Raw genomic sequence first — 25,786 nt, 5'->3', positions numbered from 1 at the left:
TATAATGACAGACAAAGAGGACACGACCATGAATGAACATAATGCTCAATTAAAAAAATCCCGAATGACCCGCTACTTTATCGAGGCTGTAATCTCGCTTACCGATACTCTGTCCGTTGATGCGATCACGCTGAGGCAGGTTGCGGATGCAGCCGGCTATAACAGTGCAACGCTTTATAACTATTTTCAGAATATGAATCAGCTGATCGCATTCACCTTGATAGATCGGATGAGCCGGATCTGGGTTGAAGCTTCCCAGCTGCAGACGAAATGCGACAGTTCGCTTTATCACTATCTTAGTCAATGGCTGGCACAATGCCGTGAGTCATTTCAGCATCCGCGTCTGTTCCTGTATTTTTTTCAGATGGAAGACAAAACCAGGATTTATCAGTGCATTCCGGATTACTTTGCGGTTTTTCCTGAAATTCAGGAACAGCTCAATCCTAAACTTTCCGCTCAGATACAGGAAACCGATTTTATAAAAAAGAATCAGAATATTCTGCTTCCCTGTGTTGAAGATGGTTATTTCCGAGCTGAAGATGTAGACAGCCTGATTGCGGCAGCCGATATCCTTTTCGGCGGCATTCTTCTTCAAATTCTGCGGCATCGCAATGACCCGCAAACCCCAATTCATTACACTCAGATTTTCTTCCGTTTCCTGCATTCCTTTACTGACACTTATCAACAGAAGAACAGCCCGGAAAGTGAACAATTTTATGAGCAAGTAGAACATTGGGATACGACGCTGATTAAATAACGTTTTCATTAGTCTGTGGGTTATTATTCTCAGCTTCAGCTGCTTAACCACTTAATTCTTTTATCAATTCAGATTGTGTTACAATAATTATTTCGGCATTATGGATAACAAATGGAAATAAAATTGTGGCTCATTCTTTTGACGCTTTGCCCGCTACCTTCTTTTAAAAGGAGCTTCAAAACTTTATATCAATTAATGATTGTTTTTCTTTTCTGCAACCTGTTTTTTATTAGAAACTTTCATTATATTTCCACCGATGCTGAATAAATTTGCTTAGATTAGTATCCAATTTATCTAAAACTTTTGTTGGTTCGTTTATTAAATGAATCTCTATCGTATCTTCAAGTGGAATGATCCCAATCAGTCCATACTGGCAGTTCTGAAAACCTGAATAAAGTTCATTAGAAATTTGGGTTAACATTCCTTGGCTGCTTAAAAAATAAACACCGCGGTTCTCGTTCATTCTGAGTTCATCAGCGTTTTCTAAACTAATCGGCTTTTCTTTAAAGCACGTTGGATCTAAAGAATAATAAACACCCATTTCTGTTGCCAAAAAAGAGATGACTGGTGTTTTGACTAACTGACTTATTTTCTTATTTTGTGTATCATATTTCATTAAATAGTTCTCTACTAAATATCCGCCATATACATTCTTATTTTTTAAGTAATAAAGATTAGAATCGACTACCTGTATCTCTTCTACGAACTGATCAATTAAAACACTATTTTCATAGAAATTGCCAGATGCTCCATACTCCCCATTATATAAATAATAATCAGAATCTTCTACTTTAAAATGAGCCGCCAGTGCATCTTCAGTCATGATTGAATAGGTATCATTATCCAATACATATAAATTATCTTTATCAGTTAAGTTATATACCACACAGGAATCATTGGTTACATGATAAAGGCATTGTATCCAACAGTCTTTCTTATTAAAAGGAAGAGAATATGGGAATGTTTTATATTGATTTTCTTTTAAATCCAACAAAACAATTTGATCCCGATCTTCAAGTAAACACGTTAAAAATTGATCACTTTGATAAATGTTAGAAATGACTTCATTTAAAATCACTTCCGTTTTTGTGCCGTTATAACAAAGCAAGTTCCCGCCTAAGCCTCTAAAATAGACGCGATCCTCATATTCAGACAACAGTAGACTGTCAGATTGAATAAAATTGTTATCAAAACGAAACTCTCCAAGCTCCATTGATTCATTTTGGACATATGAACTATGGATATCAATTTTATAGGAATCACTTGTCTTTTCGAAGGAGGCACCTCTGGAATCTGTTTTCACTTTATTTTGATTAGCTTTTTTGTGGGCAATCTTTTGATTATCAACTTGCGCTGTCTCTCTATCCTCATTTTTATTTTCCTTAATAAATCCATTCAAAAAAAACAGAACAGAACAAATTGATATAAACGCGATAGCGAAGAATAGAATAGACTTTCTCATAAGTTCCTCCAAATCTTATGCATCCAGCTGTCCGCAGATTCTAAAGACTATCAAACACCATCACTCTGCATTTGCCGCTGGATATCTTACATTATCCGAACAAAACAGTCCCTGTTAAATCAAAATACATCATGCTTTATTTCATTAAAGCGCATTATGTAAAGTTTATCAATAGAAATAGACAACTTGCCATAAACACTGGCAATTCAAATTCATTCTTTTCTTTATCACCGTCTATACTCAACCAATGCACGGAATTTCAGATGATTATCCTAATCCGTTTTTTGATATTAACATCATTTCTATAAATCATTCTATGATCAGTTTTGCACCTTCCTTATTATGATGACTCACCCCGATATGATCAGAATGACAAAAAGGCAGCGTATCTGCCTTTTTTGTAGGGAGGATTAACTGAACCTATCATCTGATTCTCATTTCTTCATGATTCAGTTCAGCGGGATTGGGTTTGTTTACTGCATCTGATCCGCAAAGAAGTGAACGGTAGCTTCAACAACCGCATTCTGAACCTGCGGATCATTGCCGAAATCTCCTGCGCCCAGGGAATGCGTACCGCGCGGCACATCCAGATGAGTCGTGATTTGGGTATTGACCGCAGCTTCAAAGATCGGGTCTGTGATAGCGGTGGTTACAGTATTGTCTTGGCCGCCAGTCACCACCATTAAACTGCCCGTATAAGCACTCAGATTGGTCATTGGCATCGCTTCCGCGGATTGAGAAAGGAAATCATGAGCGACTTCCACATCCTGATTCCATATCTGAATGACTGCCACGCCGCTGTCTTTGGACTCTTCAATCAGTCTGCGAATCGTTTCTTCATCGCCCATACTGGCTAAAGACTTTAATCCATCAGCCGCTGCCGGTGCCCACAGCACTGCAGTATTGATATTTTCCTCACTCAGATATAAGGAAGCAACCCGTCCGCCCATGCTGTAGCCCAACATGCCGATACGGCTTTCATCAATCTTCATCGCCGAGCGGGCATAAGCGAAGACGCTGTCGACATCATCCTGCATATTCTTTAAGGTGTACGCCATGAAGTCTTCCGGACTGTCGCCGCAGCCTGGAAAATCCATTCGGATGCTGGCGATTCCCTGCTGTGCCAGACCTTCAGCTACCGCGGTAAATGCGCCGCTCTCATCCTTGCTTCCCTGAAAACCATGCGCAAAGACAACGAGCGGATAACCGGCTTCCGGCATTGAAGCCGGCTGGGTCAGAACCGCCTGAATCTTGGTCTGACGGGCAGAATCAATTTCAATGTGTTCACTCGTCACCTTCATCGAAACATCGGATTGAAGATCCGGAGAAGGGGTCGGCGCCGATGAGGCAGGGGATGCAGCACAAGCACAGAGCGACAGGCTCAGCATCACAGCCGCTGTTATAAAACTTAACTTTTGCATTATAATCCTTCTTTCATTGCTTTACTGTTCCTTTTTCGGTATAGCTTGTATCTCCGACAACACCCAGCGTATATTGACCATCCTGCACCTCAACGATAGTTACTGAACAGTTTGCCAAACTGCCGCCCTGGAATTGATCCGGCATCAACATTTTTAAAATTGTCGGAATAACACCGCCGCTGGAAACAATCAGGACAGAACCGCCGCCAGCTGCCTGGGCTTCTGCGACAATCTGATCCATCGCCTGCTGAGCGCGGGTTAAAATCTGATCATACGTTTCCGCGGTCTGAGTCGGATCATTCGCGGCAATGGCATCCGCAATCCCTGCTTCGCCGATCAAGTTCTTTAACTCTTTGTATTGTGAGAACGACTCATCAAATGTCAATCCATGAGCCTCAAAAATAGGATCCCACATTTCATTGCCTGGACGCCCCTCATATCCGCCATAACCCCATTCCCGCAAACCGGTCAGTTCAATCAGCTGCGGAACCGGCTGTTCATTCTGTGCCAGGATTCGCTGCGCCGTAGCGCGGGCACGGCCTAAATCAGACGTATAAGCCGCGATAAATGAGATATCCTTTAAGCCTCGCCCTGTCGCATCTGCCTGGGTTTCCCCGGCCTCCGTTAGTGGCGTATCTGACCATCCCTGAATCTGTCCGGTTGTGTTGAACATGGTTTTCCCATGGCGGACAAAATAAAGCATAACCGGCTGAACATCAGAGGAAGATGAAGGCCCTTCCGGCTGGGCACAGGCGGTGCAGGACAGAATCAAACAGATCACCATTATCAGTTTTTTAACCGATTTCATAATTCTTCACCGTCTGTTTCGATGACATGCTTATACCATGCATAGCTGTCTTTTTTGACCAGTCTGCGGCTGCCCTGGCCGTTATTGTCGACATCGACAAAAATTAGTCCATACCGTTTCTCCATTTCGCAGCTGTTGCCGCTGACAATATCAAACGGCGACCACAGCGTATAAGCAAACAGCTCCACCTCGTCCGCAAGTAATTTCTGCATCTCCTGGATATGTTCCCGATGATAGGCAATGCGATAGTCATCATGAACCTGACCGTCACTGTCCAACGTTTCTTCAACTCCGATGCCGTTTTCCGCAATCATCATCGGAACATGATAACGATCCCAATATGAGCTCATCGCAGTATACAGCCCTGCCGGATCAATCGTCCAGCCCCATTGTGTTGCCGGGGTCAGCGGATTGGCCACTTTTTTGCCGGAAGCATCGACACAATGCGAATAATAATAAGCAACAGCCAGAAAATCCATCGTATTTTCGCGAATCCATTTCGCATCGTCGGGTTCCATCTGAATTGTGATCCCGTGTTCTTTAAAATACCGCTTGGCATAGCCTGGATATTCCCCGCGCAGCTGCACATCGGAATAGAAATAATCCTTCATCCGATTCGCCTGCAGCGCCTGCTGGGCTGCCCGCGGGTCGCTGTTAAGCGGATAGGTCATCTGATCCGCAAGCATGACGCCGACCTGAATTTTCGGATCAATGGCCTTAGCCGCTTTTACTAACAGTGCATTGGCGACAAATTCATGATGGACAGCCTGATATTTGGCCGCTGTAAAATCTTCATATTCATCCATGATCATGCCTAAGGAACTGAAAGATTCCCCAAAGATTAAATTGATCTGATTGACCGCGATCCAGTAAGGCACTAAATCGTGGAAGCGTTCAAAGCACGTTCGGGCATAACGAACATACAGATCAATCGTTTCCCGACCATACCAGCCATGGTGATGCTGCACAACCGCCAGCGGCATATCATAATGAGATAGCGTGACGATCGGCGTTATTCCAGCTTCCCGCAGCGCCTCAAACACCTTGCGGTAATAAGCGATTCCGGCTTCATTCGGCTGTGCTTCATCTCCGTTGGGATAAATTCGCGCCCAGCTGATACTGAGACGAAAGGCTTTGAAGCCAGCTTCCTGCATCAATTGGATGTATTCCGGATAGCGATGATAGAAATCCACAGCTTCATGCTTAGGATAGTAATGTACCGGATGATCCGATAATACATCCTCGATCCGCTCTTTCAAAGACTGCCGCGTATAATTGACATTGCCGCCCTGGGCATCGTGAGTCCGGCAGATTTGAATGTCGGCAACATTGATCCCCTTGCCGCCTTCCTGCCAGCCGCCTTCCATCTGAACAGCAGCGCTGGCCCCACCCCACAGAAATGTTTGCGGAAACTTCGCCATCCTCAGCCCTCCTTTTCCGTCAGCTTCTGCATGACGACTTCGAAGGTTAAGATCAGATCGGCAGTCAGCTCAATCTCGCTGTTGATCGTCATCAGCGTATCCTGGGCGTGATTAAACAACATGCTGTAATCATATTGGATTCCCCGGGCCTCATTCTGAATGATCTCGGTCTGCGCCCGATGGGCTTCCGCAATTTCTTTCTTTGCTTCCTCCAGATACTGACCCGCTTGAGTAAAATTCATTTCCCGCATGGCCTGCCGTGCCAGTTTGGCATGATTGCGGGCATCGCCGGCATGCAGGATGATCTCCATAGCTGCACTGATCAGTGTCGATTGTGTGTTTTGTTCACTCATGCTTCTTCCTCTTCTTTTAATACTTTCATTTCATGGGCTTTAAAGAAAGGATACCAAATAACCCAGGATACCGCAAACAGGACAACCTCCAGGAGAATGACGCGGAAATCGCCATGCGTTGCCAAAAATGAACAGATCGGCATCGGCAGCTGATTGACATTCATGACCGCATGCGGAATGGTAACCCAGCCGGCCTTCAGGACAAACCAGACAATCGTAGGAATAACCAGGGAATTGATCCACATCGGCAGCATCAGAATCGGATTTAGAGCGATCGGTGCGCCATAGACCAGTGGTTCATTGATATTGAATAAGGACGGTACTAACGCAACCTGACCAAATCGTTTCAGCCGTTTGCTTTTGGAACGGCACATCATGACATTCAAGGCTAAGGTCACGCCCATGCCGCCGATAAAGATAACGCTGAAAGTAATATTCGAGGTGTAAATGTTGGTCGGTGCCAGACCGTTGGCAAAAGCTTCGGCATTGGCTGTGATGCCGGCCAGCGCAATCGGTGTTGTAATCGGATTCATAAACCAGCTGTTGACACCGAAGGAATAGAAGAATGCCGGAATGAAAATACACAGCAGGAAACCTGGGAAAGTCTGACCAATTGCAATCAGCGGACTGAACAGCTGTGTGATCAGCGCAAACAGATCTAAATTTAAGCCATAGATCAAGGTGGTCGTTAAAACCAGCACAACGATTCCGGGAATGACCTGATTCAGCCAGCGGACTAAGAAATCCGGAATCGCTTCGGAGTCCTCAAACCAATGCAGCTTGAAGTATAGGTTACTGATGACGATGGTGACAATGCCCGCAAAGAAGGCTGGAATCATGCCCGTTCCGCCGAAACGGCCAAAGGCAACCTGAAATTGGAAATTTTCAATCGACGGACGGATGATCATCATAAACATCATCAGTGAGATCAATCCCGTCGACACTCCATACTCGCCAAATCCATATTCTTTAGCGCCATGATAGCCGACTAAGAAGACCAATGTCAGCGACATGATGCCGAAGCTGAATGTATATACCGGTGACAGATCCGGCAAAAACGGCAGATATCCGGCAATCAGGTTGTAGATTGAGATCAATGAACCTAACAATAAAATCGGTACGTTCGCCATTAAGGCGCTGGAGAGAGCTTTGATGATTTTTTTATCCATAAACTTGGCGACTTTCGGGGCAAAATCGCTGCCCAGCCATTGAATCAGCTTATCCATGATTATATTCTCCCTTATTCTTTTCAATTGCTTTCATGCTTAACTCCATTAAGCCTTTCCCATCCAGACTCGCGTACATTTCTTTCGGGATGACAATGACCGGTACATGATACGGCTCGCACAGCTGCATCATCTCCGCTTTCACATATTCCAGATGCGGGCCTAACAGAAGCAGGTCGATCGCATTGACATCGTCCTGAACACTGTTTTTGTTTTTAGCTTCAATCTTGACGACAACATTCATTTTCTTAGCGGCAATCCGCATTTGCTGAGCAAGGAATCCACTTGACATCCCTGCCCCGCAGCACAGCAGAATTCTGATTTTATCCATCTTGATTTCCTTTCCTTTTTGTTGAGAACCGGTTCTTACGCTATCATTATCGCCAAAGTTCGATCCCTTTTCCACCTTCCTTTTTCACTGCCGGTGTGAAAATTCCAGCAATTTCATACCGGCGGTGAATTTCATTGATTGAACCCGCACGAAACTCATGCGTATAATAAGATCAGCCAATTCCTGGAACTGTATTTTTTCCAAAGCAGTACGGCCAGGATTTACAATTTATCCTATGGGGATTTACAGTGTTTATCCGGCAATGGGTTCAGGTCTGTGCCGGCAAAGAAGAAACGATCATCCCAGCGGAAAGGAGGGAAACCGCATGGACTCCGTTAAAGAAAAAATAATCCTGCAGCTGCAAAAGCAGTCAGAGCCCCTGAGCTCGACCGCACTGGCTGAACTGCTTCATGTCAGCAGCCGCACGATCAAAAACCATATCAAAGGGATCAATCAGGAACAAGCCAACTTAATTCAGGCAACAACGAAAGGCTACATCTTAAATAGACAGATTCCTTTGCCGCAGCGCAAGGAAATGCCCGCTCAGTCGTATGAAGAACGTTTTTCCTACATCACGCATCTGTTTTTTGTCGATCATGCGTCATCTCTGAATCTGTATGACCTCTGTGATGAGCTGTATCTGAGTTATTCCTCCATGAAGCAGCTGATCTCCAAAGTGAATCAGCAGTATGCCGCCTATCATCTGTCGTTGAAATGCAAAAACGATACCATTTTTCTTGTTGGGACTGAGCGCAACAAACGTCGATTCCTAACGCAGACCTTATATAAAGAAGCAGCCGGCCACATTGTTGACACAGCTTTGCTGAAAGCTCATTTTCCTGAGATTGACGTAGCTTATCTGCAGGCAAAAATGCACGATATTTTCTTAAAGTATAATTGTTATATCAATGATTTCGGCTACACCAATCTGCTTCTTCACATCACCGTCATCCTCGATCGTATGCTTAACGGCAATGCTTTCAGCGAAACCGACGGCAGCCAGGAATCCTGCCATCCGATCTGTGAGGAACTGACTGCGATCTTCTCAGCTCATTTTGGGGTGAAGTTCAATGCTATGGAACGCCAGAATATGAATGAGCTGATCGTTGCCAACATCAATTTCATGCAGCGCAAAGATGATGAAACACTGAAATCTATTGTCGGTCCGCAGATTTTCAAAATGACGCATGAAGTGATCGACGAGATCAACCGTCGTTATCATCTGCAGCTGAATAAGGAAACCTTACTCGTTCCGCTGTCTTTGCACTTTAAGAATTTATTTTATCGTTCAAAACAGAAAACCAGTCTGAAAAATCCCCTGCTGGAAACCATTCAGTCTTCCTGTCCGCTGCTTTATGACTGCGCGATCTGCATCACGGATTATCTGGATGAACATTTTGATATCCAGATCAGTCCGGATGAAACTGCCTACCTGGCGATGCATATCGGCGCTGATCTGGAGCGGCAGCAGAAAGACATCAAAAAGCTGAAATGCGCGCTGCTGTGTCCGGACTATCAGCAGAATCAGTCGCAGATTTACAACTGCCTGTTAATCCACTTTGATTCCGACATCCTGATCCCAACCGTCGTTTCCTTCGAAGAAGAATTAACCGACAAAAGCTATGAGCTTTTATTTACAACCGTGCCTGTGCATCAGAACCACGGCTTTACCGTGATGCTTCCGCCGATGATCAGCGCGATGAATCTCAAAGACATCTACGCTCAGATCCAGACCGTTCTGGAACGGAAAAAGATGCAGATTCTGACGCAGTATTATCCGCAGTTTTTTTCATCCTCACTGTTCTATCTGGATAAATCCGCCGACTCCCAACGCGACAGCATTCTGAAAATTCTGTGCCGCAAGCTTTATAATGAACACTTTGTTTCCGCCCGCTTTTTTGATGAAGTTCTCAAACGGGAGCTGGCTGCATCCACTGCTTTTGGACAGATTGCCATTCCGCACTCAATGAAAATGGACTGTGAGAAAACCGGACTGGCAATTGCGATTTCCCCTAACGGCATCCAATGGGGAAGCCAGCGGGTACACATTGTCTTGTTAATCGCGATTAACGAAAAAGACTCGCATTTGTTTAAAGAATTATATGAGGCCTTAATCTTGCTTTTCTCGGATTCTTCAATCCTGAATGTCCTGCGGCAATGCAAAACGTTTGAGGAATTTACCAGTGTCATTTTCAGTTTTACCCTATAAGCTCAGCCGCCTACCTCAGCCGCTGCATAAGCCGTTGCTTGTGCAGTTTTTTTCAGTTTCTTCCTGAGGACGGCGTTTTCTGCCATTTTACTTAGAACATGCTATAATAATTCAGGAACAAACGCTAGGAAACAGAAAGAGAGTCGTCATTCATGAAATACTTTTCGATGTTGATCAAACCGGCTTCGAGTGCCTGCAATCTGCGCTGTCGTTATTGTTTTTACTGCGACGTCGCCAAAAACCGGGAAATTCCTTCCTATGGAATCATGGATGAAACGACCATGAATTCACTCATCGACAAGACGCTGGGCTTCTTCCATGAGGAAGTCACGATCACCTTTGCCTTTCAGGGGGGAGAGCCTACGGTGGCGGGATTGGATTATTTTCGCCGCTTTATCCGCCGGGTCAATCTTAAAAAGAAGAATTTTCATCATTTTCAATATGCCTTACAGACCAATGCTACGTTGCTGAATGATGAATGGATTGCCTTTCTGAAACAGAATCGTTTTCTGGTTGGGGTTTCGTTAGATGGCTATGCTGCGCAACATGACGCGATGCGGCCGGACGCCGAAGGTCAGGGAACCTTTTCACGGATTATGGAGAACATTGAAAAAATGCGCCGGGCCAAAATAGACTTCAACATTCTGACCGTGTTGACCCGCCAGCTGGCAAAGCATCCCAAGGAACTGTTTGATTTCTATCTGCTTCATCATTTTGATTATATCCAGATCATTCCGTGCCTGCCGCCGTTTGAAGAACTCAATGACGCCTATTCGCTGACGCCGCAGGCCTTCTTTCATTTCTATGATGAATTTTTTACGTTATGGCTGGAAGAACTGAAACAGAATCACTATATCAGTGTGACGCTGTTTGATAATCTGATTCCGTTATTCGCCGGTGTTCCGCCGCAGCAGTGCGGTTATCTCGGCTTCTGCAGCATGCAGTTCGTGGTCGAAAGCGACGGCAGCGTCTATCCCTGCGACTTCTATGTCTTAGATCAATACAAGCTGGGCAATCTGCGTGATTTATCGCTGGATGAGCTGATGAAGGCCAGAACACTGACACAGTTTTTACATGAACCGCATCGGACGACGCCGTTATGCAAAACCTGCCGCTATGCGCGAATTTGCCATGGGCAGTGCCGTCGGCTGAACGTTTGTTACTTTGATGATCAGTTCTGCGGCTATCAGGCGTTTATACAAAAACATGAAGTAATGCTTTCCCAACTGGCACTGACCCTGCGCAGACAATCCTGAAAAAAATAAAGTCCCCTTACCATAGCCTGGATTGACCACAAAAACGGTCGGCTATGTAAGGGGATTTTTTACCTTTTATTGATCGTAAATAGGAATCTTTTATTTCTTGATACTCCCATAAGTCAGACGGAAATCTGTTCAATATTATCTGTAGATTTTTGTTTTGGTATAGAAACCATTCAATGAAGTCGTAAGACCCACAGGATCAAAAATTCTAAAATTGCGTATCGTTACTTTTGAAATATACATAAGTCCCCCTCATTTCTTCAATACTCATCACTTAGCAAGAAATCTGCAATGCGCATGGTCTTGATTCCCTCGTAATTGCCTCCCGCGAAAACGTCTGTGCGCAGCACATATTTCGGGTAGTTGTCCCGAATATCAAGCAGTCTGCCGTATTCTCGCCGTTCAGTCTCAGGGGAGCCGATCTCCTGTGCTACTTGGATGTATAGTTTGTTCTCCTGTTTAACGGCAATAAAATCGATTTCAGCATTATCCAGCTTTCCAACATAAACTTCATATCCACGGCGCAGCAATTCCAGATAGACAACATTCTCGAGCATGGCAGCCACGCTGTCTGGCGAATATCCCAATACACTGTAACGCAGCGCTGAGTCCGCCAAATAGAATTTCTCCTGGGTTTTCAAAATTTCTTTGCCTTGTACGTCGAAACGGGAGCAACGATGGAGAATGTAAGCATTCTCAAGCTGGCTGAGATAATTATAAACCGTTTCGTTATCAATCGAACGATTCTCACTTTTCAGATATTTGGAAATAGAAGCGGCTGAAAATGTCCGCCCAACATTGTCAAAGGCAAACTTTACAATCCGCTCCAATTGATCCACCTTGCGGATTTGATTACGTCTTACAATGTCTGTAAAGATCGTGGAATTGTAAATATCCTTAACAATAGTATAAACCTCATCCGGCGTATATTTTTGCAGATGAACCGCAGGAAAACCACCGAGCCGCACATAATTTGCAAGTTCTGTGTGAGGATCAAGGACTTCTGTGTATTCCTTTCGGAAGATCATATATTCTGAAAAGGACAAAGGATAAATACGAAATGCAATATAACGCCCTGTCAGGTAGGTGGATATTTCAGAAGACATCATCCTGGAATTGGAGCCGGTTACATAAATGTCCACATCATAGTCTGTCATAAGGGAGTTGACAACCTTTTCCCACGATTTCACTTCCTGAATCTCATCGAGGAAAAGGTAGGTTTTCCCTTCCGAAAACAAGTGCTGCTTCAAGTGGGCAAAAAGCGCCTTTGCTGTTTTAATATCTTCATATTCCAGAGAATCAAAGCTATAATGTAAGATCTGGTCCTCCCGGATACCTTGTTTTTTCATTTCATCCATCAACATTTTTAAAATGGTTGATTTTCCACAACGACGGATTCCGGTCAAAATTTTGATAAACGGCGCATTCACATAGGTCATTATCTTATCAACGTAAATGGGTCTATAAATCATAAACAACACCTCCTGTCTATAATAGTATATCGCTTATTCCTAAAATTATAAATAGTTTATAAGGTTATAACCGCAAAAGTTTATTTTTCAATGATGATTTGCGGATTTATACTAAAAATAACTTGCTTTCCATTCCAACATTAACTTCCAGCTAAAATATATATCTATGAAAAAACCAGTTGTTTTCAGTTTAACTGGTTCTTCTGTTTGTCTCAAATTTGATGTAATATTTCTCCAATCGTAGAGTCATTGAAGTTTTTGTTGTTGAACAACGAAAGATTAAATCCAAAAGCTTCCAGACAGATCATCTTATAATCTTCGTTTATGATCATGTAGGCCGCCATATCTGGAAGCTTTCCGATCATCTCTTTCCCAAACACTTCTGCCAGGTAAACATCTAACTGATTCTTCTCTGCAACCCCCTGAAATAGAAAATGCGGTCCCATCTTGATCACGCCGCTTCGCTCTGCAGGATCCAAAAGTTCTTCCCGGCCCTGTCGATGGCCTGTGTCCATATCGCTTTTTGTATTCACCATAAATAAGAAAGAACACAAAGACCTTTTTTCGATTTTATTCAATTAATCTTATTATGCAAGATTTTCTAACACAGCGCTGCTGACCCAGCCCAGGCGGCCCTCGTGTTTGCAGAAGACCCGGTCACCATATTCCTGAATCACCGCTACTTCCTGTCCTGGGTGCAAGGGCAGCCAGCAGCTCGTGCTGTTGAAGCAATGCGTCTTTCCCTCAATGATTCGCAGTGCGCTGCGCGGAATTTCCAGCAGCCGGTTTGTTTTAAGATGACGAACCTTAAGAAATGCCCCTTCTTCCTCCAGCACTTCAATTTCGCTTTCAAAATAACGTACAAAAACCTGCAGCTCCTCCGGGGTTCCGGCCTGCTCTCTGATAACCCTGCGCCGTTTTAGATGATCGGCACTGGCTGTCTGAAAATGTTGGAAATCTCCCTGTTCAACGATCAAGGCATTGAGCTGACCATGGGCATGCATGCCGCAGCCACCGTCAATCGCAAAAAGATTCCTGTCCTTCAAAAAGTGAACGCCGCAGTCAGCCTGTCGGTCACTGAGCGCTACAGTCGGCATGTGGCCGACGATAACCGGAACTGGAAAACGGCTGTCAGAATTCAGCAGAAAATCATTATCCTTAAGTATCAAGCGCGGGTTATTCTGACGTACATTCTCAACGTTCTGAATGCTGGAATGCACCGCGGCATAGCCCTGTCCTGTGACGAGCAGCGGCAAATCTCTTAAGAAAGCAAATTCCTCGGCATACGCCGTTGTCAATCGTTGGCGCAGAACCCCAAAATCCGTTTTTTCATCAATTGTGATGCCCTGAGCCTGCGCCATCTCACTGATCAGCGACCGCCGTGTCCGCAGATATCCCAGCTTCATCGGCAGCGGAATCGTTTCTTCCAGCAGCTGCTCAGCTTCATCATTATTGCCTTTTAAAACAACGACTCGCTTTTGCCGGCTTAAATCCATCACCTGATGCAAAGTATCCAGACTGGCACGGCCTTTTTCAATCAGATCGCCCAGCAGAAACAGCGAATCCTGTCCGGGAACATAATGAACCTTGTTAAGCAGTTCCTTCAGCAGTTCACCCTCACCATGAATATCGGAAATAAAGAGCGCACGGCTTTCACTCAGATCCTGATAACGAATGCAGGATGGATCCAGCATCAGCCCTGAACTCCGCTGTGCCGCAGCCAGCTGCCCCGTTTATAGTAAAGAAACAGGGTGATCGCCGATAAGCTCCAGGTCAGAGGATAGCTCCAGAAAACAACGACGATCGAATTGACGAACAACATCGCCAGCGCCAGAAATACCTGACGGATAATGCAGTAATAGAAAACATTGACCAGCATCGGAACGGTCGTGTTGCCGGTTCCGCGCACCGCTCCGGTTAACACCTGAGCGATGTTCAAAACTGAATAGAACGGCACCAGCGTGCGCATCATCCACGATCCATAATAAATGACATCGGCTTCCTGCGAGAACATTCGGATGCACAGATCCGAGAACAGATAGGCCGGAATGCCAATCGCAATCACAATGCCAATCCCCATGAAAATACACGTATGAATTCCTTTTTTGACGCGCTCGATCTGATTGGCGCCCATATTCTGTCCGACAAATGTTGTGATGGCCAGCATGAAGCTGTTGACCGGCAGACCAAGGAAGTTATCAAACTTGTTCGCTGAGCTGAATCCGGCAATCGCCGCTGAACCAAAGCGGTTGACATACGACATGACCAGCACATTCGAGAAGGAAACGATCATCTGCTGCAAGCCGCTGGGAATGCCGACCCGTACAATTTGAACCAGCATCGGTTTGTCAATGCGGATTTTATTGGGAAGGAGCCGATAGCTCTCTTTTGTCCGCAGCAGCGTGAAAGCCACAAGAATGCAGGACACGCTCTGAGCGATCAGGGTGGCCCAGGCCACGCCGGCAACCCCCATCTTCATATTAATAACAAAGACCAAGTCCAGAATGATGTTCAATACACTGGCAACCGTCAGGAAGTACAGCGGACGGCGGGAATCGCCTACGGCCTGCAGAATTCCAGCTCCGGAGTTATACAGCATCGTTGGAATAATCCCCAGAAAATAGATTCGTAGATACAGCACGGCCATCTCCATGATATCCGCCGGCGTTCCCATCCATTTCAGAAACAGCGGTGTTAGCGTGATTCCGGCAATCATCATCAAGACCCCGAAACAAAGCGTGAAAGCTACAAAGGTATGGATCGCAGTGTGCATTTCCTCCAGCTTTCTTGCGCCGAAAAAACGGGATACGAGAACTCCGGCCCCGGCTGCGACGCCCATGAAAAAACCGATCAGCATATTGATCAGCGGCGTACTGGCTCCCACCGCAGCCAGTGCCTGATGACCGACGAAGTTGCCGACCACAATCGAGTCGACCGTATTGTAGAGCAGCTGGAACAAATTCCCCAGCAATAATGGAATAGAAAAGAGTAACAGTTCCTTCCAGATCACTCCGGAAGTCATTAAACCACGTTGTTTCGTTGCCATGCGTTTCCCCCTTATCGCTTTTTAACTTAATTAGAAATAATTATAATCCGTTTTCAGGGAATTGTTAATCTTTCTTTACAAATCAGCACGTTTTGACGGCCAATGCAGCGTCACAAAACCGCCGCGCTTGGTTGTCGTGCGCAGCCACAGCGCCAGATCGGCCTCCTTAATCTTGCTTTCATCAAAGAATGTGATGATTCCGGTTTCCGGATTCAGCGTGCTGATCATCACCCAATGCCATTCATCAATTCGTTTTTCTTCACCCGCGCACAAATTTAGAAAAGCGACAGGCTCATCCTGCTTCAAGGCCGTTTCCAAAAACTGACTGACTTGCGGCCAGCCGCATCGCTGAGATGGATCTTCCGCAATCTCCAACGCCTGGATATCAAAGTTCAGGTTCTGCTCAGCGCGGTATTTTTCCAAGCCTTCCGTAAACTGGGATACGCGGTTGACTCCGCCGGGTCCAGGTTTAATGTAATTCCACATTTCCATCATCTGATCCAACAGACATTGACGGCTTGACAACAACGGCTCGCGCTGTTGAAGTCGCTGCTTCTGTTTTTGATAAAAGATCAGTGAAGCCGCAGTTGTTGGACCGCAGCCTGCTTTGCGCTGCCATAAATCGCCATACCACAGCTGATTCGCGCCCCAGCTCACCTGACCGCTGACCGGTTCCACCAAACACATCGCTTCAGGAAATAGAATTGCTGACATGCTTACCGCCCCTTTCTTCTCGTTCGTATAATTCGATATCCCTAATCATAGTCCTAACTTCCCACAAAAGCAAATGATCTGTTTCCTTCGCTTCTTCCCGCTTTTTTAGTTTGCGGCATAGCCTTCCGCTTCTTTTCTAACTCCGGATTAAAGAGGTGGAAAACAAGGAAAATTCAGGGAAAAGAATCCTAGCGTCTATCCGCAAGCTTTTCTTTCTCCGACCTTTTCATCACGATTCAAAGCTTTCACTAATGGCTTTTATCCAATGCTTTTTTATTTTTGATTTCGTCGTTCTGATCTATAAAAATAATATAATTAATTTATAAAGCATCGCTTTCAAAGATTTCAATCCATTTCACGGCAGGCATTCACACCTTATCTAAACAACTGTTTTTCATCCACCACCGGAAAGGAAGGGATTTTTTATGAAAAAGCTGAATGTCTTCATCACTGTGCTTTTGGTTCTCTGATTATCAGCCTTGTTATTTGCGATCAATGCTTATCGAAAAACGCTGCTTCTTTTCAATCCCCAGGCAGTCATCGCCGTCTATTTCAGTTTCGGTTTGCTTATTGGACTGATCTTCCACCGCAAAGACATCCAAAGGATTTCCGGAACCTCCATCATTTCTGCTTTCTGTGTCGGCTTGCTTTATCTCCTTCTGCTTTCGTTAACCGCACCGCAGTTCAATGCATTTCGCCTGATCTTAATCAGCGATACTTCCATGCTGCTTCTGGGACTAGGGCTGATCGAAATTCTATTTTGCGGCAAATAAAACTCTCTGCGGTAAGGTTCACCTATCCTGACTCCTTGTTGTTAAGCATCCATTACCGAGATTGAATTAAGATGATAAAACAGTTCAATTCGGCCATGCTAGGACAAAAGGAGTTGAACTCATGACTTTTTTTGAAATGATCCTGCGCAGTGTGTGCGCGATTCTCGTTCTCGTTCTGGTCGCCCGGCTGAATGGGCCGAAGCAGATTTCACAAATGACGTTTTACGATTACATCGTGGGAATTACTACCGGTTCCTTAGCCGCGACAACAGCGTTATCCGCAGATATTCCTTTGCTTCATGGGCTGGCTGCGATTGCCTTCTTTCTGTTAGCGGGCATCTTCATGTCAAAACTGACGGATAAGAACATGCTGATGCGGCGGATCTTAACCGGAACGCCGATTGTCGTTATTGCACAGGGTCAGATTCAATGGGCAGGCTTAAAACAAGCCCGGCTGAATATTAACGAACTGCTCAGCTGTCTGCGCAGCGGCGGTTATTTTAATCTTGAAGAAGTGAACTATGCGATCTTAGAGCCGACCGGAAATCTGTCCGTTCTGCCCCAAGATGCGGACCGGCCGCTGAAGCTTACTGATCTGAAACAGGATTTCATCCCGACATCCCTGCCGACCAACGTTATCATTGACGGACAGATTCTTCATCAAAATCTGCAGGCTCTCGGTCAAAGCGAAGATGAACTGTTTGATCAGATTCACAGCCAGAACGATTGCTCCATGAAGGATATTGCGCTGGCGACCTTGGACAATCAAGGGAAGCTCGTACTTTATTTAAAAAGCAAAGCCCAGCCGCAGTCAATCCATCGCTTCTAAACTTACCCTGCCTTTCATTCCAGGCCCTTTAACCTTAACATCTTTTTTCTTCCTGATATCAGCTGATTTTTCCCGGATTGACACTATCTTTTAAAAAAAGAATCTGTTATAATCCAGTTGAAGTTAACATATTAAGTTAGGGAGTGAAAGGGTATGGGATACAAGGTCGCCAAGTATTTCCAAATCGAACAGGATATTATTGAAGCCATCAAATCTGGCAAATTGAAACCAGGAGATAAAGTTGACAGCGAATCAGTGCTGAAAAAGAAATATAATGTTTCCACAATCACGGTGCGCAAAGCTTTCACCGATCTGATCAACGAGGGTTATCTCACGGGCATTCAGGGTCTGGGCACGTTTGTCGCTAAAAAACAGATGATCCGCGGGCTGACCTCCTTGAGTTTCAGTGATGAGCTGCTCCAGCAAGGTTATGAAATCGACATGCATGTTGATAAAATTGAACTGATCACCAATTCCCAGATCGCCGAGAAACTGGCGATTGATCCGCAGCAGCCGATTGTCTGCGTCCGCCGCATTCGGCTGGCCAACGGCGAACCGATTGCTTACCAAAGCTCGTTTGTTGACAGCCGTCTGCTTCCGCTGGAAAAAGCGCAGACCGTCCATGAAACGAAATCCTTTTACAAAACCCTGGCGCAGGTCAACGTCGCACCCGTCTGGGTCAATGAAAACTATTCTGTTCGGGAAGTGGGCGACGCCCGGATTGCAAAGCTGATGAATATCCGCAAAAATACCGCAACCTTCTTTGTCAAGCGTCTGACCTTTGATCAGCGGGATGAAATCATCGAATATGCTGAAACCTATTTCAATAAGGATTGGTACTCTGTCACCGTCAATATTAAAGTATAAAGGACATTCTTCGAGCGAATGTTCTTTTTTTCTGTGAAAGGGCTTGCATAAAATCAAAGGACACCGTATAATGAATTCAATTAATATGTTAACATATCAATATTATAAGTATTTCTGATTGCTTTGTTAATATACTGACTGAGGAGGAATGGAGAAAACATGGAAATTCAGAATTATAATCAGATCTATGAACAGGCCGTTGTTGATCTGTGGAACCAATGTCTGCCTTTTGACCCGCTGACTGTTCACAAATTCCGCAAACAAGCCTTACTGGATGACAATTTTGATCCGTCACTTTGTTATGTTGCCCTTTGTGATCAGAAGCCGGTGGGCTTCCTGTTAGCGACTCGCCGCAAATTTCCTTATTTGGAGCGCGGCTTAGAGCCGGAAAGAGGCTGGATCAACGTCTTATTTGTTCATCCGGATTACCGCCGTCAGGGAATTGGACGAAGTCTGGTTGAAAAGGCCGAGTCTGACATGAAAGAGCGCGGGGCAAAAAATGTGACCGTCGCCGCTTACAGTCCGAATTATTTCTTTCCGGGGATTGATAAACAGAACTATCCGTTGTCCGCAGCTTTCTTTGAGGCGTTGGGATATCAGAGCGGAGAAGAAAGTTACTCCATGTGCAAGGATCTGCATGGCTATCAATTGGATGAAGCCGCACTGGCCCGCAAAGCCAAAGCGGAAGCGGCAGGCTTCCGTTTCATTCCGTTCAGCTGGAAATACTGTGTGGATCTGCTTGAATTTGCCAAGGTTGAGTTTGGCGGGGGCTGGAAGCGCAATCTGCTGATCAGTATGCAGAACGACCTGGCGGAAGACAACGTATTGTTGTGTGTCGATCAAAATGATCAGCTTGCCGGATTCTGTATGCGGCAGATTGACGGCAATCCGATGCGGTTCGGCCCGATCGGCGTCAAGGCTTCCCAGCGCAACTGGGGCTTAGGCAGCATTCTGCTCGATCTCATGCAGCTGGAAATGGAAAAGCGCGGGATCTATCACATGTATTTTGTTTCTACCGACGCTCCCGGCCGGCGCTTCTACGAGCGTCATGGGATTACCGTTTTCCGTACCTTTACGGATTACCGCAAGAATTTAGATTAAAAAAAGAAAGGAAGATAAACATGACATCAATTCAACGCGTCGTCAGCATCGGCGCTCATTCTCTGGATGCGGAGCTGATGGGCGGACCTCTGGTTCTCAAATATGCCAAACAAGGCGCACACTGCACACTGATCCACGTCACTCAGGGACGGCTGGAAGATCCGGCAGCTACCGAGGAAGCGAAACAGGCTTATCTGAAAGATTTGTTAACGATGAATCAGAAAGCTGCGGAAAAGCTGGGAGCCGATACGATCTGGCTTGGCTACGTTTCCAGCAACATGCCGACGTTGGAGGAATTCGCGCAGCGGATGGAACAATACTTTGTGGATGAGAAAGTCGATCTGGTCATCACCCACTGGCGCGGATCCATGCATCCCCGGCATATCAACACCCATGACGCGGTCGTGACCGCTGTCAAACGGCTGCGTGAAAAGGGCAATCCGATCCGCTTAGTCTATGGCGAAACCTTTGAGGATCTTGTCGGCTTTATCCCGCAGGCCTATTTCACCCTGAATCAGGAAGAAATTGATCAGTGGTACAGTGCGATGAAGGAATACGCCGTTTTCCGCGGCGAGGTCAACAACTTCCCTTATCAGCAGTACTATCCGACGATCGGCCAGGTTCGCCAAATTGAGTCCAACAACAGCGGCTATACCGTTGCGTATATGTATGCGAGTCTGATCGAACCGCAGCTGTGGTAATGGAAGAGAGGAGAATAAACCATGGGTAAAATTGTAGTCCGCGTCGATGACCGGCTGATTCACGGCCAGACCATTGTCGCCTGGTGTCCAACCTTGGCGATCCAGGAAATCATTGCGATCGACGACGAAAGCGCCAAAAATCCAATGCTGAAATCGATCATGACGATGAGCGTACCGCCGCTTTATAAAACGCATATTGTCACCACGGAAGAAGCGCGCTCGCTGTTGAGCGAACAGAGCGCTAATAACCGTTTAGTGATCGTGCGCTTCCCGAAGCAGCTGGCAGATCTGGAAGAAACGGTTCTTAACGCTGAATTTGTCATGCTCGGCAATATCGCCAAGCGTCCGGATTCCGTGCATAAGGTTTCCGGAGCCACCGGGATCTTCTACCTCAGCCAACAGGATGTTGAAGTCATCGACGCGCTGAGTGCCAAAGGGGCAGACGTCTGTTTCCAACAGCTGCCTAACACGACTCGGACAAGCTGGGACGCTTTCCGCAAAACGATTGAATAGAAAGTCAGAGGGGTAATTATGTCAATCATTCAAATCATCCTGATCGCACTCTTTGTGTATCTGGGATCCATCGGTTCCATCGTCGGCAATACCATCGGTTGGTACACCTTAGGCCGTCCGTTAGTCGCAGCCTTAGTTGTCGGCGTGATTTTAGGGGATATTCAAACGGCCATGGTCGTCGGCATTCCGTTACAGATCATGTATATGGGCAACGTGACGCCAGGCGGCGCGGTGGCCTGGGACTTATCTTATGCAACCTACATCGGTGTCGCTGCCGCGATCGTCTTCGGTCAGGGCATGGATGCCACCGGAGCGATTGGCTTAGCTGTCGTCTTCGCTGGAATCGGCGGATTGGTCGGTCAGGTTATGTGGAACCTGTCCTATGCCTTGAATCTGCCGCTGAACCGCTTTGCCGCAAAATATGCAGAAGCGGGAGAAACCAAGAAAATGATCATCCCTAACGTGGTTATGGGACAGGCGATTGGTTTCTTATGCCGTTTTGTTCCCGCTGTTCTGGTTCTGACTTCCATGACCGCAGCTTCCGGACAGGCTGATTTTGCCACCCTGATTCCAGGCTGGGTCACGACCGCGCTGAGCATTTTCGGCGGCATGATGGCATCGCTGGGAATGGGTATTATCCTGTCCTTCTTATTAAAGAAGAAATATCATATCGTGATCTTCTTGGCCGGTTTCATTCTGGTAACTTACTTCGGCTTAAGCACGATGGCCGTCGCTGTTGTCGCGATCATCACCGCGATTCTCTATTATGTCGCAGCTTCTTCACAGGCTGATCGGAAAGGAGCATAATCATGGCTAAGAAAATCAGTGAAAAAACATTAAAGAAATCTTTTAGAACCTGGTTCTTCTGGAACGGCTGTTCCCAACAGGCTGAATCCATGCTGGGTATGGCTTTCGGTCAGGCGATGGCTCCGGTCATTGATGAATTATACGATACCAAAGAAGAAAAGGCAGCGGCGCTGCAGCGGCATATCACACTGTTCAATACCGAAGCTCAGGTTGGCTCCATCTGCAACGGAATTGTCTGCGGTTTGGAAGAAGCCAATGCCAACGGACAATGTACGCCGGAGCTCATCAGCAGCGTTAAAGTCGCCCTGATCGGCCCGACATCGGCGATCGGCGATTCCCTGTGGGTTGCCACGATCATTCCGATTCTGTTGACGATCTGTCTGTCGATTTCCCAGGCCTCCGCCAATATGCTTTGGCTGGGACCGGTAATCTATATGCTTGTCTATCCGATCGGTACCGCGGCACTGAGCTGGTTCTTATTCAAGCTGGGTTATAAATCCGGATTGGAAGGCATGCAGACGTTTATGGCAACGGGCCGGCTGAACTTGCTGACAGATACCATGACGGTTTTGGGTCTGATCGTCGTCGGTGCTTTAACCGCTTCCTTTGTTTCCTGCACACTGCCGATTCAGATTGTCAAAGATGTTTACGATGCAACAACCAACACCATTCTGGAAAGCCAGGTCTTGTTTAATGCCGATTCCGTCTTGAACTCGATCTTCCCGCAGATTCTGCCATTGGGCTTGACCTTGGGTGTTTACGGCCTGTATGCCAAAAAGAAATGGTCGCCGCTGAAACTGATGGGTCTGATCCTGGTTCTGGCCTGCATCTTAACGTTTGTCGGCTATGCGACAGGCTTCTACGCTTAAGCTTAATTGAATTTCCAAGCTAAATAAAAAAACTCGGATTCCGATGATCACTCTTCGGGATTCGAGTTTTTCTTTGTTACATTGAGAACTTAAATTCCAGCGGTATTGGCGGCTTTCCGCTGATGATTACAGATAGATCAATCCGCTGCAGTCAAAGCCAAGTCCCGGCCCCTGCTGATCGATGCCGATTAAAGCACGCCCGGAAACCGTCCAGACAAGCAGCTGCCTTCTAAGCTGTTCTGCCGCACATTCTTCCTGTCTTAAAGAATAGGGAGTCAGATCTTCCTGCAAACCTGGGTTCAGAAGATGGACATCCCTCATTTTTTTACCGTCGGTCATTGCGCTGCACCATATTCAATAAGCGTAAAAACTGCGTAATCGCGACTGCCAAGGCTGCCACATACGTCATCGCCGCGGCGGAAAGAACTTTTTTCGTGGAACCGACTTCCTCGCTGGTCAACAAGCCGCATCCTTCAATCGCCGCCACGGCCCGGCGGCTGGCGTCAAATTCGGTCGGCAGCGTCACCAGCTGAAACAGCACGCTGAGTGCGAAACACGCGACGCCGATATAAGCGATTGTAATTGCAGCCTGCCCCATGCGGGAAAAGATCAGTCCCATAAGAATTAACGGAGTTGACATGCGGGAGCCAATATTGGTCAGCGGGATAATCGCATTGCGGATTTTTAACGGTGCATATCCTTTGGCGTATTGAATCGCATGACCCGCTTCATGCGCAGCTACTCCGACGGCGGCTGTTGAAGCTGATCCATAAACTGAATCCGAGAGCCGGATCACATTCGTTCGCGGATCAAAATGATCAGTTAAATTTCCTGCCGTGCGTTCAATCCGGACATCGGTTAATCCATTCGCATCGAGCACTTCGCGCGCGGCATCATAACCGGTCATCCCATTGCGCGTGCGCTGCTGACTGTAGGTTCTGAATGTGGAATTGACGCGTGAGCTGGCCCACAAAGAGAAACCAATCGCAGCCAGCACAAGCAGATAAAAGATATCGTAAAAAGCATAGAACATGGATATTCCTCCCTTACGGTAGGTTTATTCTACACGATTTCGCCGCTTTTTCCACTAGACAACCCCGCCGCTTTGTCAATGAAATGAACAAATCTCATTCTTTGCCGGAAATAAATTAAGGAAAAACGCGCTCATCGACCAGATTTCCCTGGGCATCATAGGCTCGGACTGTTCCCTGCCAAAAGCCGGAATCCATGTCGCTACGAGGCAAAACGATCATGGCAAAATCATCCTTCCACTGATCCAAGATGACCTTGCGGCTGCCTTCCGTCTGTTCCCATTCTACTTTCGCAATATCCGGACGATTCCGATGAACTAAAAAAACTTCATTTCCTTGATCGGCGCTGAAGTCCAGATCAAAGGATTCCGTTGATTTCGGATAATCGTTATGCGTGCTACCGCCGCCGCTGACATAGAAAAACAAAGCTGTTTTTTTAACATTGTGCAGCGCGTACTGATGATCGTTGGCATACAAATAATAGAAATGATCGCCCGAACGGATTTCCTGAATTTTCTCTGCCGGCGCGAAATAGAGCCCTCTCAGTGAATCCTCAACACAAGCCTGCGGTGAAAAATAAAATCCGCTTGTCCAATAAATCAAGAAAAGAGTCAGAGCCAGCACAACCAAGCTTAATCCAATCTGCTTTATTCTTTTCATGGCTGCCCCTCCTGTTCTGACACATCCAGAATTCTTTGCTGGCCATCAATAAAGGTCAGTTTCAGCTTTCCTGAATCAGGACGTTCAATCCGAATCATTCCCCGTGATCCCAACAGTGAACTTCCCTCAAAGTAAGGACTGGCTCCATAGTTTCCGTCTTGATCCAAGATCTGAAATAACGTAACCGACCAGCCGGAACGGGAATAACTTAGTTTATTCTGGATTCGATAAGTTAGGATTAACTGGTCTCCCTGTTCTTCCCACAAAGCATCCAGCCGAACAACATGGCCTGCCAGATCCACACTTTCATTCAGATCCCTGATTTTCACGGCCTCCTTGGGATGATACGGAGAACTGCAGGAAAAGATATCCCACGCATAATTCACTGTTAAACCAACCAGGGCAATCCCCGCAATGAGAGCCAGCGACAGCGTGATCAGCCAGATCCAGCCGATCACAGGATGATGGATTTGATTTAACTGCTGTCCAACCGTTTTCCCATCCCCCATCCGCTTTACGGCTTCCGTCTGTGCTTCATGGGCTGACAGATTTTCTTCTTCCATCAGAGCTTCTGCACTGTCTGTCAGATGCGCCCGCAGTTCTTCTGCAATCGCCGTGCGGTCCCAGATAAAATGAACCTGTGAAGTGACCGCTTGAATGTATTCCTCAATGGGATTCATCATCAGTTCCCCTGGAAGGACAGCACTTGATTTACCGCGGAAGAAAAGCTGCCCCATTGTTCCTGCTGCGCCTTGAGCTGCCTTAACCCTTTGGCTGTGACCGCATAATAACGCCGTGTCCGACCATTCACCGCTTTGTTCGCTGAACGGATCCAGCCTTCGTTTTCCATTTTGTGCAGGATCGGGTAAAGTGTCCCTTCTTTGAAATCAAAGGCGTCACTGGAACGTTCTTTCAGCAGTTTGATCAGCTCATAACCATAGCATTCCTTTTCCTGCAGCAAGCTCAGCACCAACATCCCGGAACTGCCGGCGATCAGCCCTTTATCATAGTTCATGATTAACCTCCTTTATACCTAGAGTTTCTATGCTTTCAGTATACATAGATTATCAAGGTATTGCAAGGTCTCATTTTTCAAAATCAGTTGAAATCTCAGACTGACCTTGTGATAGTGCCCTCGGTTCTCCGCTCTGTC

The 25,786-nt window shown here is 46.2% G+C and carries 28 protein-coding genes; 11 read left to right on the top strand and 17 right to left on the bottom strand.

What is annotated here, in order from left to right:
- Positions 1 to 28 precede the first annotated feature (28 nt).
- A complete protein-coding gene (locus tag MCG46_RS01790) occupies positions 29 to 757 on the top strand; it encodes a TetR/AcrR family transcriptional regulator (RefSeq protein ID WP_240277104.1) in 729 nt (242 codons plus the stop codon).
- 229 nt (positions 758 to 986) lie between these two features.
- Here MCG46_RS01790 and MCG46_RS01785 read toward each other — a convergent pair whose 3' ends face one another.
- From MCG46_RS01785 to MCG46_RS01755, 7 genes are all read right to left on the bottom strand, one after another.
- On the bottom strand, positions 987 to 2,219 hold the full coding sequence (locus tag MCG46_RS01785) for a hypothetical protein (protein ID WP_240277102.1): 1,233 nt from the start codon (positions 2,217 to 2,219) through the stop codon (positions 987 to 989).
- A gap of 473 nt (positions 2,220 to 2,692) precedes the next feature.
- The gene (locus MCG46_RS01780) at positions 2,693 to 3,640 is read right to left on the bottom strand and encodes an alpha/beta hydrolase family protein (RefSeq protein WP_240277099.1); all 948 of its coding nucleotides are present in this window, start codon (positions 3,638 to 3,640) and stop codon (positions 2,693 to 2,695) included.
- Between the two features lie 13 nt (positions 3,641 to 3,653).
- Complete coding sequence (locus MCG46_RS01775; RefSeq protein WP_240277097.1) at positions 3,654 to 4,448, bottom strand: histidine phosphatase family protein; 795 nt, start codon at positions 4,446 to 4,448, stop codon at positions 3,654 to 3,656.
- Positions 4,445 to 5,869 carry a glycoside hydrolase family 1 protein gene (locus MCG46_RS01770; protein ID WP_240277096.1) on the bottom strand — a complete coding sequence of 475 codons (1,425 nt, stop codon included), beginning with the start codon at positions 5,867 to 5,869 and terminating at the stop codon, positions 4,445 to 4,447. The genes MCG46_RS01775 and MCG46_RS01770 overlap by 4 nt, the downstream gene beginning before the upstream one ends.
- 2 nt (positions 5,870 to 5,871) lie before the next feature.
- On the bottom strand, positions 5,872 to 6,222 hold the full coding sequence (locus MCG46_RS01765) for a PTS lactose/cellobiose transporter subunit IIA (RefSeq protein WP_240277095.1): 351 nt from the start codon (positions 6,220 to 6,222) through the stop codon (positions 5,872 to 5,874).
- A complete protein-coding gene (locus MCG46_RS01760) occupies positions 6,219 to 7,448 on the bottom strand; it encodes a PTS sugar transporter subunit IIC (protein WP_240277093.1) in 1,230 nt (409 codons plus the stop codon). Before MCG46_RS01760 ends, MCG46_RS01765 begins: the two co-directional genes overlap by 4 nt.
- Positions 7,441 to 7,779, bottom strand: coding sequence for a PTS sugar transporter subunit IIB (locus MCG46_RS01755; RefSeq protein ID WP_240277092.1), 339 nt, complete (start codon positions 7,777 to 7,779; stop codon positions 7,441 to 7,443). Before MCG46_RS01755 ends, MCG46_RS01760 begins: the two co-directional genes overlap by 8 nt.
- A gap of 325 nt (positions 7,780 to 8,104) precedes the next feature.
- On the opposite strand from MCG46_RS01755, the gene MCG46_RS01750 reads away from it, so the two are divergent.
- Complete coding sequence (locus MCG46_RS01750; RefSeq protein ID WP_240277091.1) at positions 8,105 to 9,988, top strand: BglG family transcription antiterminator; 1,884 nt, start codon at positions 8,105 to 8,107, stop codon at positions 9,986 to 9,988.
- Between the two features lie 152 nt (positions 9,989 to 10,140).
- The gene (locus MCG46_RS01745; RefSeq protein WP_240277090.1) at positions 10,141 to 11,244 is read left to right on the top strand and encodes a radical SAM/SPASM domain-containing protein; all 1,104 of its coding nucleotides are present in this window, start codon (positions 10,141 to 10,143) and stop codon (positions 11,242 to 11,244) included.
- A gap of 266 nt (positions 11,245 to 11,510) precedes the next feature.
- On the opposite strand, the gene MCG46_RS01740 is transcribed toward MCG46_RS01745, so the two are convergent.
- The 5 genes from MCG46_RS01740 to MCG46_RS01720 form a co-directional block, all read right to left on the bottom strand.
- Positions 11,511 to 12,722, bottom strand: a complete 1,212-nt coding sequence (locus MCG46_RS01740; protein WP_240277089.1) for an ATP-binding protein — start codon at positions 12,720 to 12,722, stop codon at positions 11,511 to 11,513.
- A gap of 212 nt (positions 12,723 to 12,934) precedes the next feature.
- On the bottom strand, positions 12,935 to 13,300 hold the full coding sequence (locus MCG46_RS01735) for a hypothetical protein (protein ID WP_240277069.1): 366 nt from the start codon (positions 13,298 to 13,300) through the stop codon (positions 12,935 to 12,937).
- Between the two features lie 9 nt (positions 13,301 to 13,309).
- Positions 13,310 to 14,416, bottom strand: a complete 1,107-nt coding sequence (locus tag MCG46_RS01730) for a metallophosphoesterase (RefSeq protein ID WP_240277067.1) — start codon at positions 14,414 to 14,416, stop codon at positions 13,310 to 13,312.
- Entirely contained in the window at positions 14,416 to 15,768 is a 1,353-nt protein-coding gene (locus MCG46_RS01725) for an MATE family efflux transporter (RefSeq protein ID WP_240277065.1), read from the bottom strand. The genes MCG46_RS01730 and MCG46_RS01725 overlap by 1 nt, the downstream gene beginning before the upstream one ends.
- Positions 15,769 to 15,843: 75 nt before the next feature.
- Positions 15,844 to 16,482, bottom strand: coding sequence for a hypothetical protein (locus MCG46_RS01720; RefSeq protein WP_240277063.1), 639 nt, complete (start codon positions 16,480 to 16,482; stop codon positions 15,844 to 15,846).
- 479 nt (positions 16,483 to 16,961) lie between these two features.
- Between MCG46_RS01720 and MCG46_RS01715 the strand changes: the two genes are divergently transcribed.
- The 8 genes from MCG46_RS01715 (at position 16,962) to MCG46_RS01680 (ending at position 22,942) form a co-directional block, all read left to right on the top strand.
- Positions 16,962 to 17,255: a hypothetical protein gene (locus MCG46_RS01715; RefSeq protein ID WP_240277061.1), complete on the top strand. Its 294-nt coding sequence runs from the start codon at positions 16,962 to 16,964 to the stop codon at positions 17,253 to 17,255.
- Between the two features lie 121 nt (positions 17,256 to 17,376).
- On the top strand, positions 17,377 to 18,084 hold the full coding sequence (locus MCG46_RS01710; protein ID WP_240277059.1) for a YetF domain-containing protein: 708 nt from the start codon (positions 17,377 to 17,379) through the stop codon (positions 18,082 to 18,084).
- A gap of 153 nt (positions 18,085 to 18,237) precedes the next feature.
- On the top strand, positions 18,238 to 18,951 hold the full coding sequence (locus tag MCG46_RS01705) for a GntR family transcriptional regulator (RefSeq protein ID WP_240277058.1): 714 nt from the start codon (positions 18,238 to 18,240) through the stop codon (positions 18,949 to 18,951).
- 159 nt (positions 18,952 to 19,110) lie between these two features.
- On the top strand, positions 19,111 to 20,052 hold the full coding sequence (locus MCG46_RS01700; protein WP_240277056.1) for a GNAT family N-acetyltransferase: 942 nt from the start codon (positions 19,111 to 19,113) through the stop codon (positions 20,050 to 20,052).
- A gap of 20 nt (positions 20,053 to 20,072) precedes the next feature.
- The gene (locus MCG46_RS01695; RefSeq protein WP_240277054.1) at positions 20,073 to 20,753 is read left to right on the top strand and encodes a PIG-L deacetylase family protein; all 681 of its coding nucleotides are present in this window, start codon (positions 20,073 to 20,075) and stop codon (positions 20,751 to 20,753) included.
- Positions 20,754 to 20,774: 21 nt separating this feature from the next.
- The gene (locus MCG46_RS01690; protein ID WP_240277051.1) at positions 20,775 to 21,266 is read left to right on the top strand and encodes a PTS system mannose/fructose/N-acetylgalactosamine-transporter subunit IIB; all 492 of its coding nucleotides are present in this window, start codon (positions 20,775 to 20,777) and stop codon (positions 21,264 to 21,266) included.
- An 18-nt stretch (positions 21,267 to 21,284) separates the two neighbouring features.
- Positions 21,285 to 22,073: a PTS mannose/fructose/sorbose/N-acetylgalactosamine transporter subunit IIC gene (locus tag MCG46_RS01685; protein ID WP_240277050.1), complete on the top strand. Its 789-nt coding sequence runs from the start codon at positions 21,285 to 21,287 to the stop codon at positions 22,071 to 22,073.
- A gap of 2 nt (positions 22,074 to 22,075) precedes the next feature.
- Entirely contained in the window at positions 22,076 to 22,942 is an 867-nt protein-coding gene (locus tag MCG46_RS01680) for a PTS system mannose/fructose/sorbose family transporter subunit IID (protein WP_240277048.1), read from the top strand.
- 126 nt (positions 22,943 to 23,068) lie between these two features.
- Here the strand turns inward: MCG46_RS01680 and MCG46_RS01675 are convergent, their stop codons facing one another.
- From MCG46_RS01675 to MCG46_RS01655, 5 genes are all read right to left on the bottom strand, one after another.
- Complete coding sequence (locus MCG46_RS01675) at positions 23,069 to 23,281, bottom strand: hypothetical protein (protein ID WP_240277046.1); 213 nt, start codon at positions 23,279 to 23,281, stop codon at positions 23,069 to 23,071.
- A complete protein-coding gene (locus MCG46_RS01670; protein ID WP_240277044.1) occupies positions 23,268 to 23,975 on the bottom strand; it encodes a zinc metallopeptidase in 708 nt (235 codons plus the stop codon). Before MCG46_RS01670 ends, MCG46_RS01675 begins: the two co-directional genes overlap by 14 nt.
- A 115-nt stretch (positions 23,976 to 24,090) precedes the next feature.
- Positions 24,091 to 24,633: a hypothetical protein gene (locus MCG46_RS01665; protein WP_240277042.1), complete on the bottom strand. Its 543-nt coding sequence runs from the start codon at positions 24,631 to 24,633 to the stop codon at positions 24,091 to 24,093.
- Positions 24,630 to 25,313, bottom strand: coding sequence for a permease prefix domain 1-containing protein (locus tag MCG46_RS01660; protein ID WP_240277040.1), 684 nt, complete (start codon positions 25,311 to 25,313; stop codon positions 24,630 to 24,632). Before MCG46_RS01660 ends, MCG46_RS01665 begins: the two co-directional genes overlap by 4 nt.
- Positions 25,314 to 25,315: 2 nt before the next feature.
- Positions 25,316 to 25,648: a PadR family transcriptional regulator gene (locus tag MCG46_RS01655; RefSeq protein ID WP_240277038.1), complete on the bottom strand. Its 333-nt coding sequence runs from the start codon at positions 25,646 to 25,648 to the stop codon at positions 25,316 to 25,318.
- Positions 25,649 to 25,786 lie beyond the last annotated feature (138 nt).

The organism is Holdemania massiliensis, from assembly GCF_022440805.1.
GTDB lineage: Bacteria > Bacillota_I > Bacilli_A > Erysipelotrichales > Erysipelotrichaceae > Holdemania > Holdemania massiliensis_A.
The sequence above is the reverse complement of the archived record's forward strand: the minus strand, read 5'-3'. Positions and strand labels throughout refer to the sequence as shown.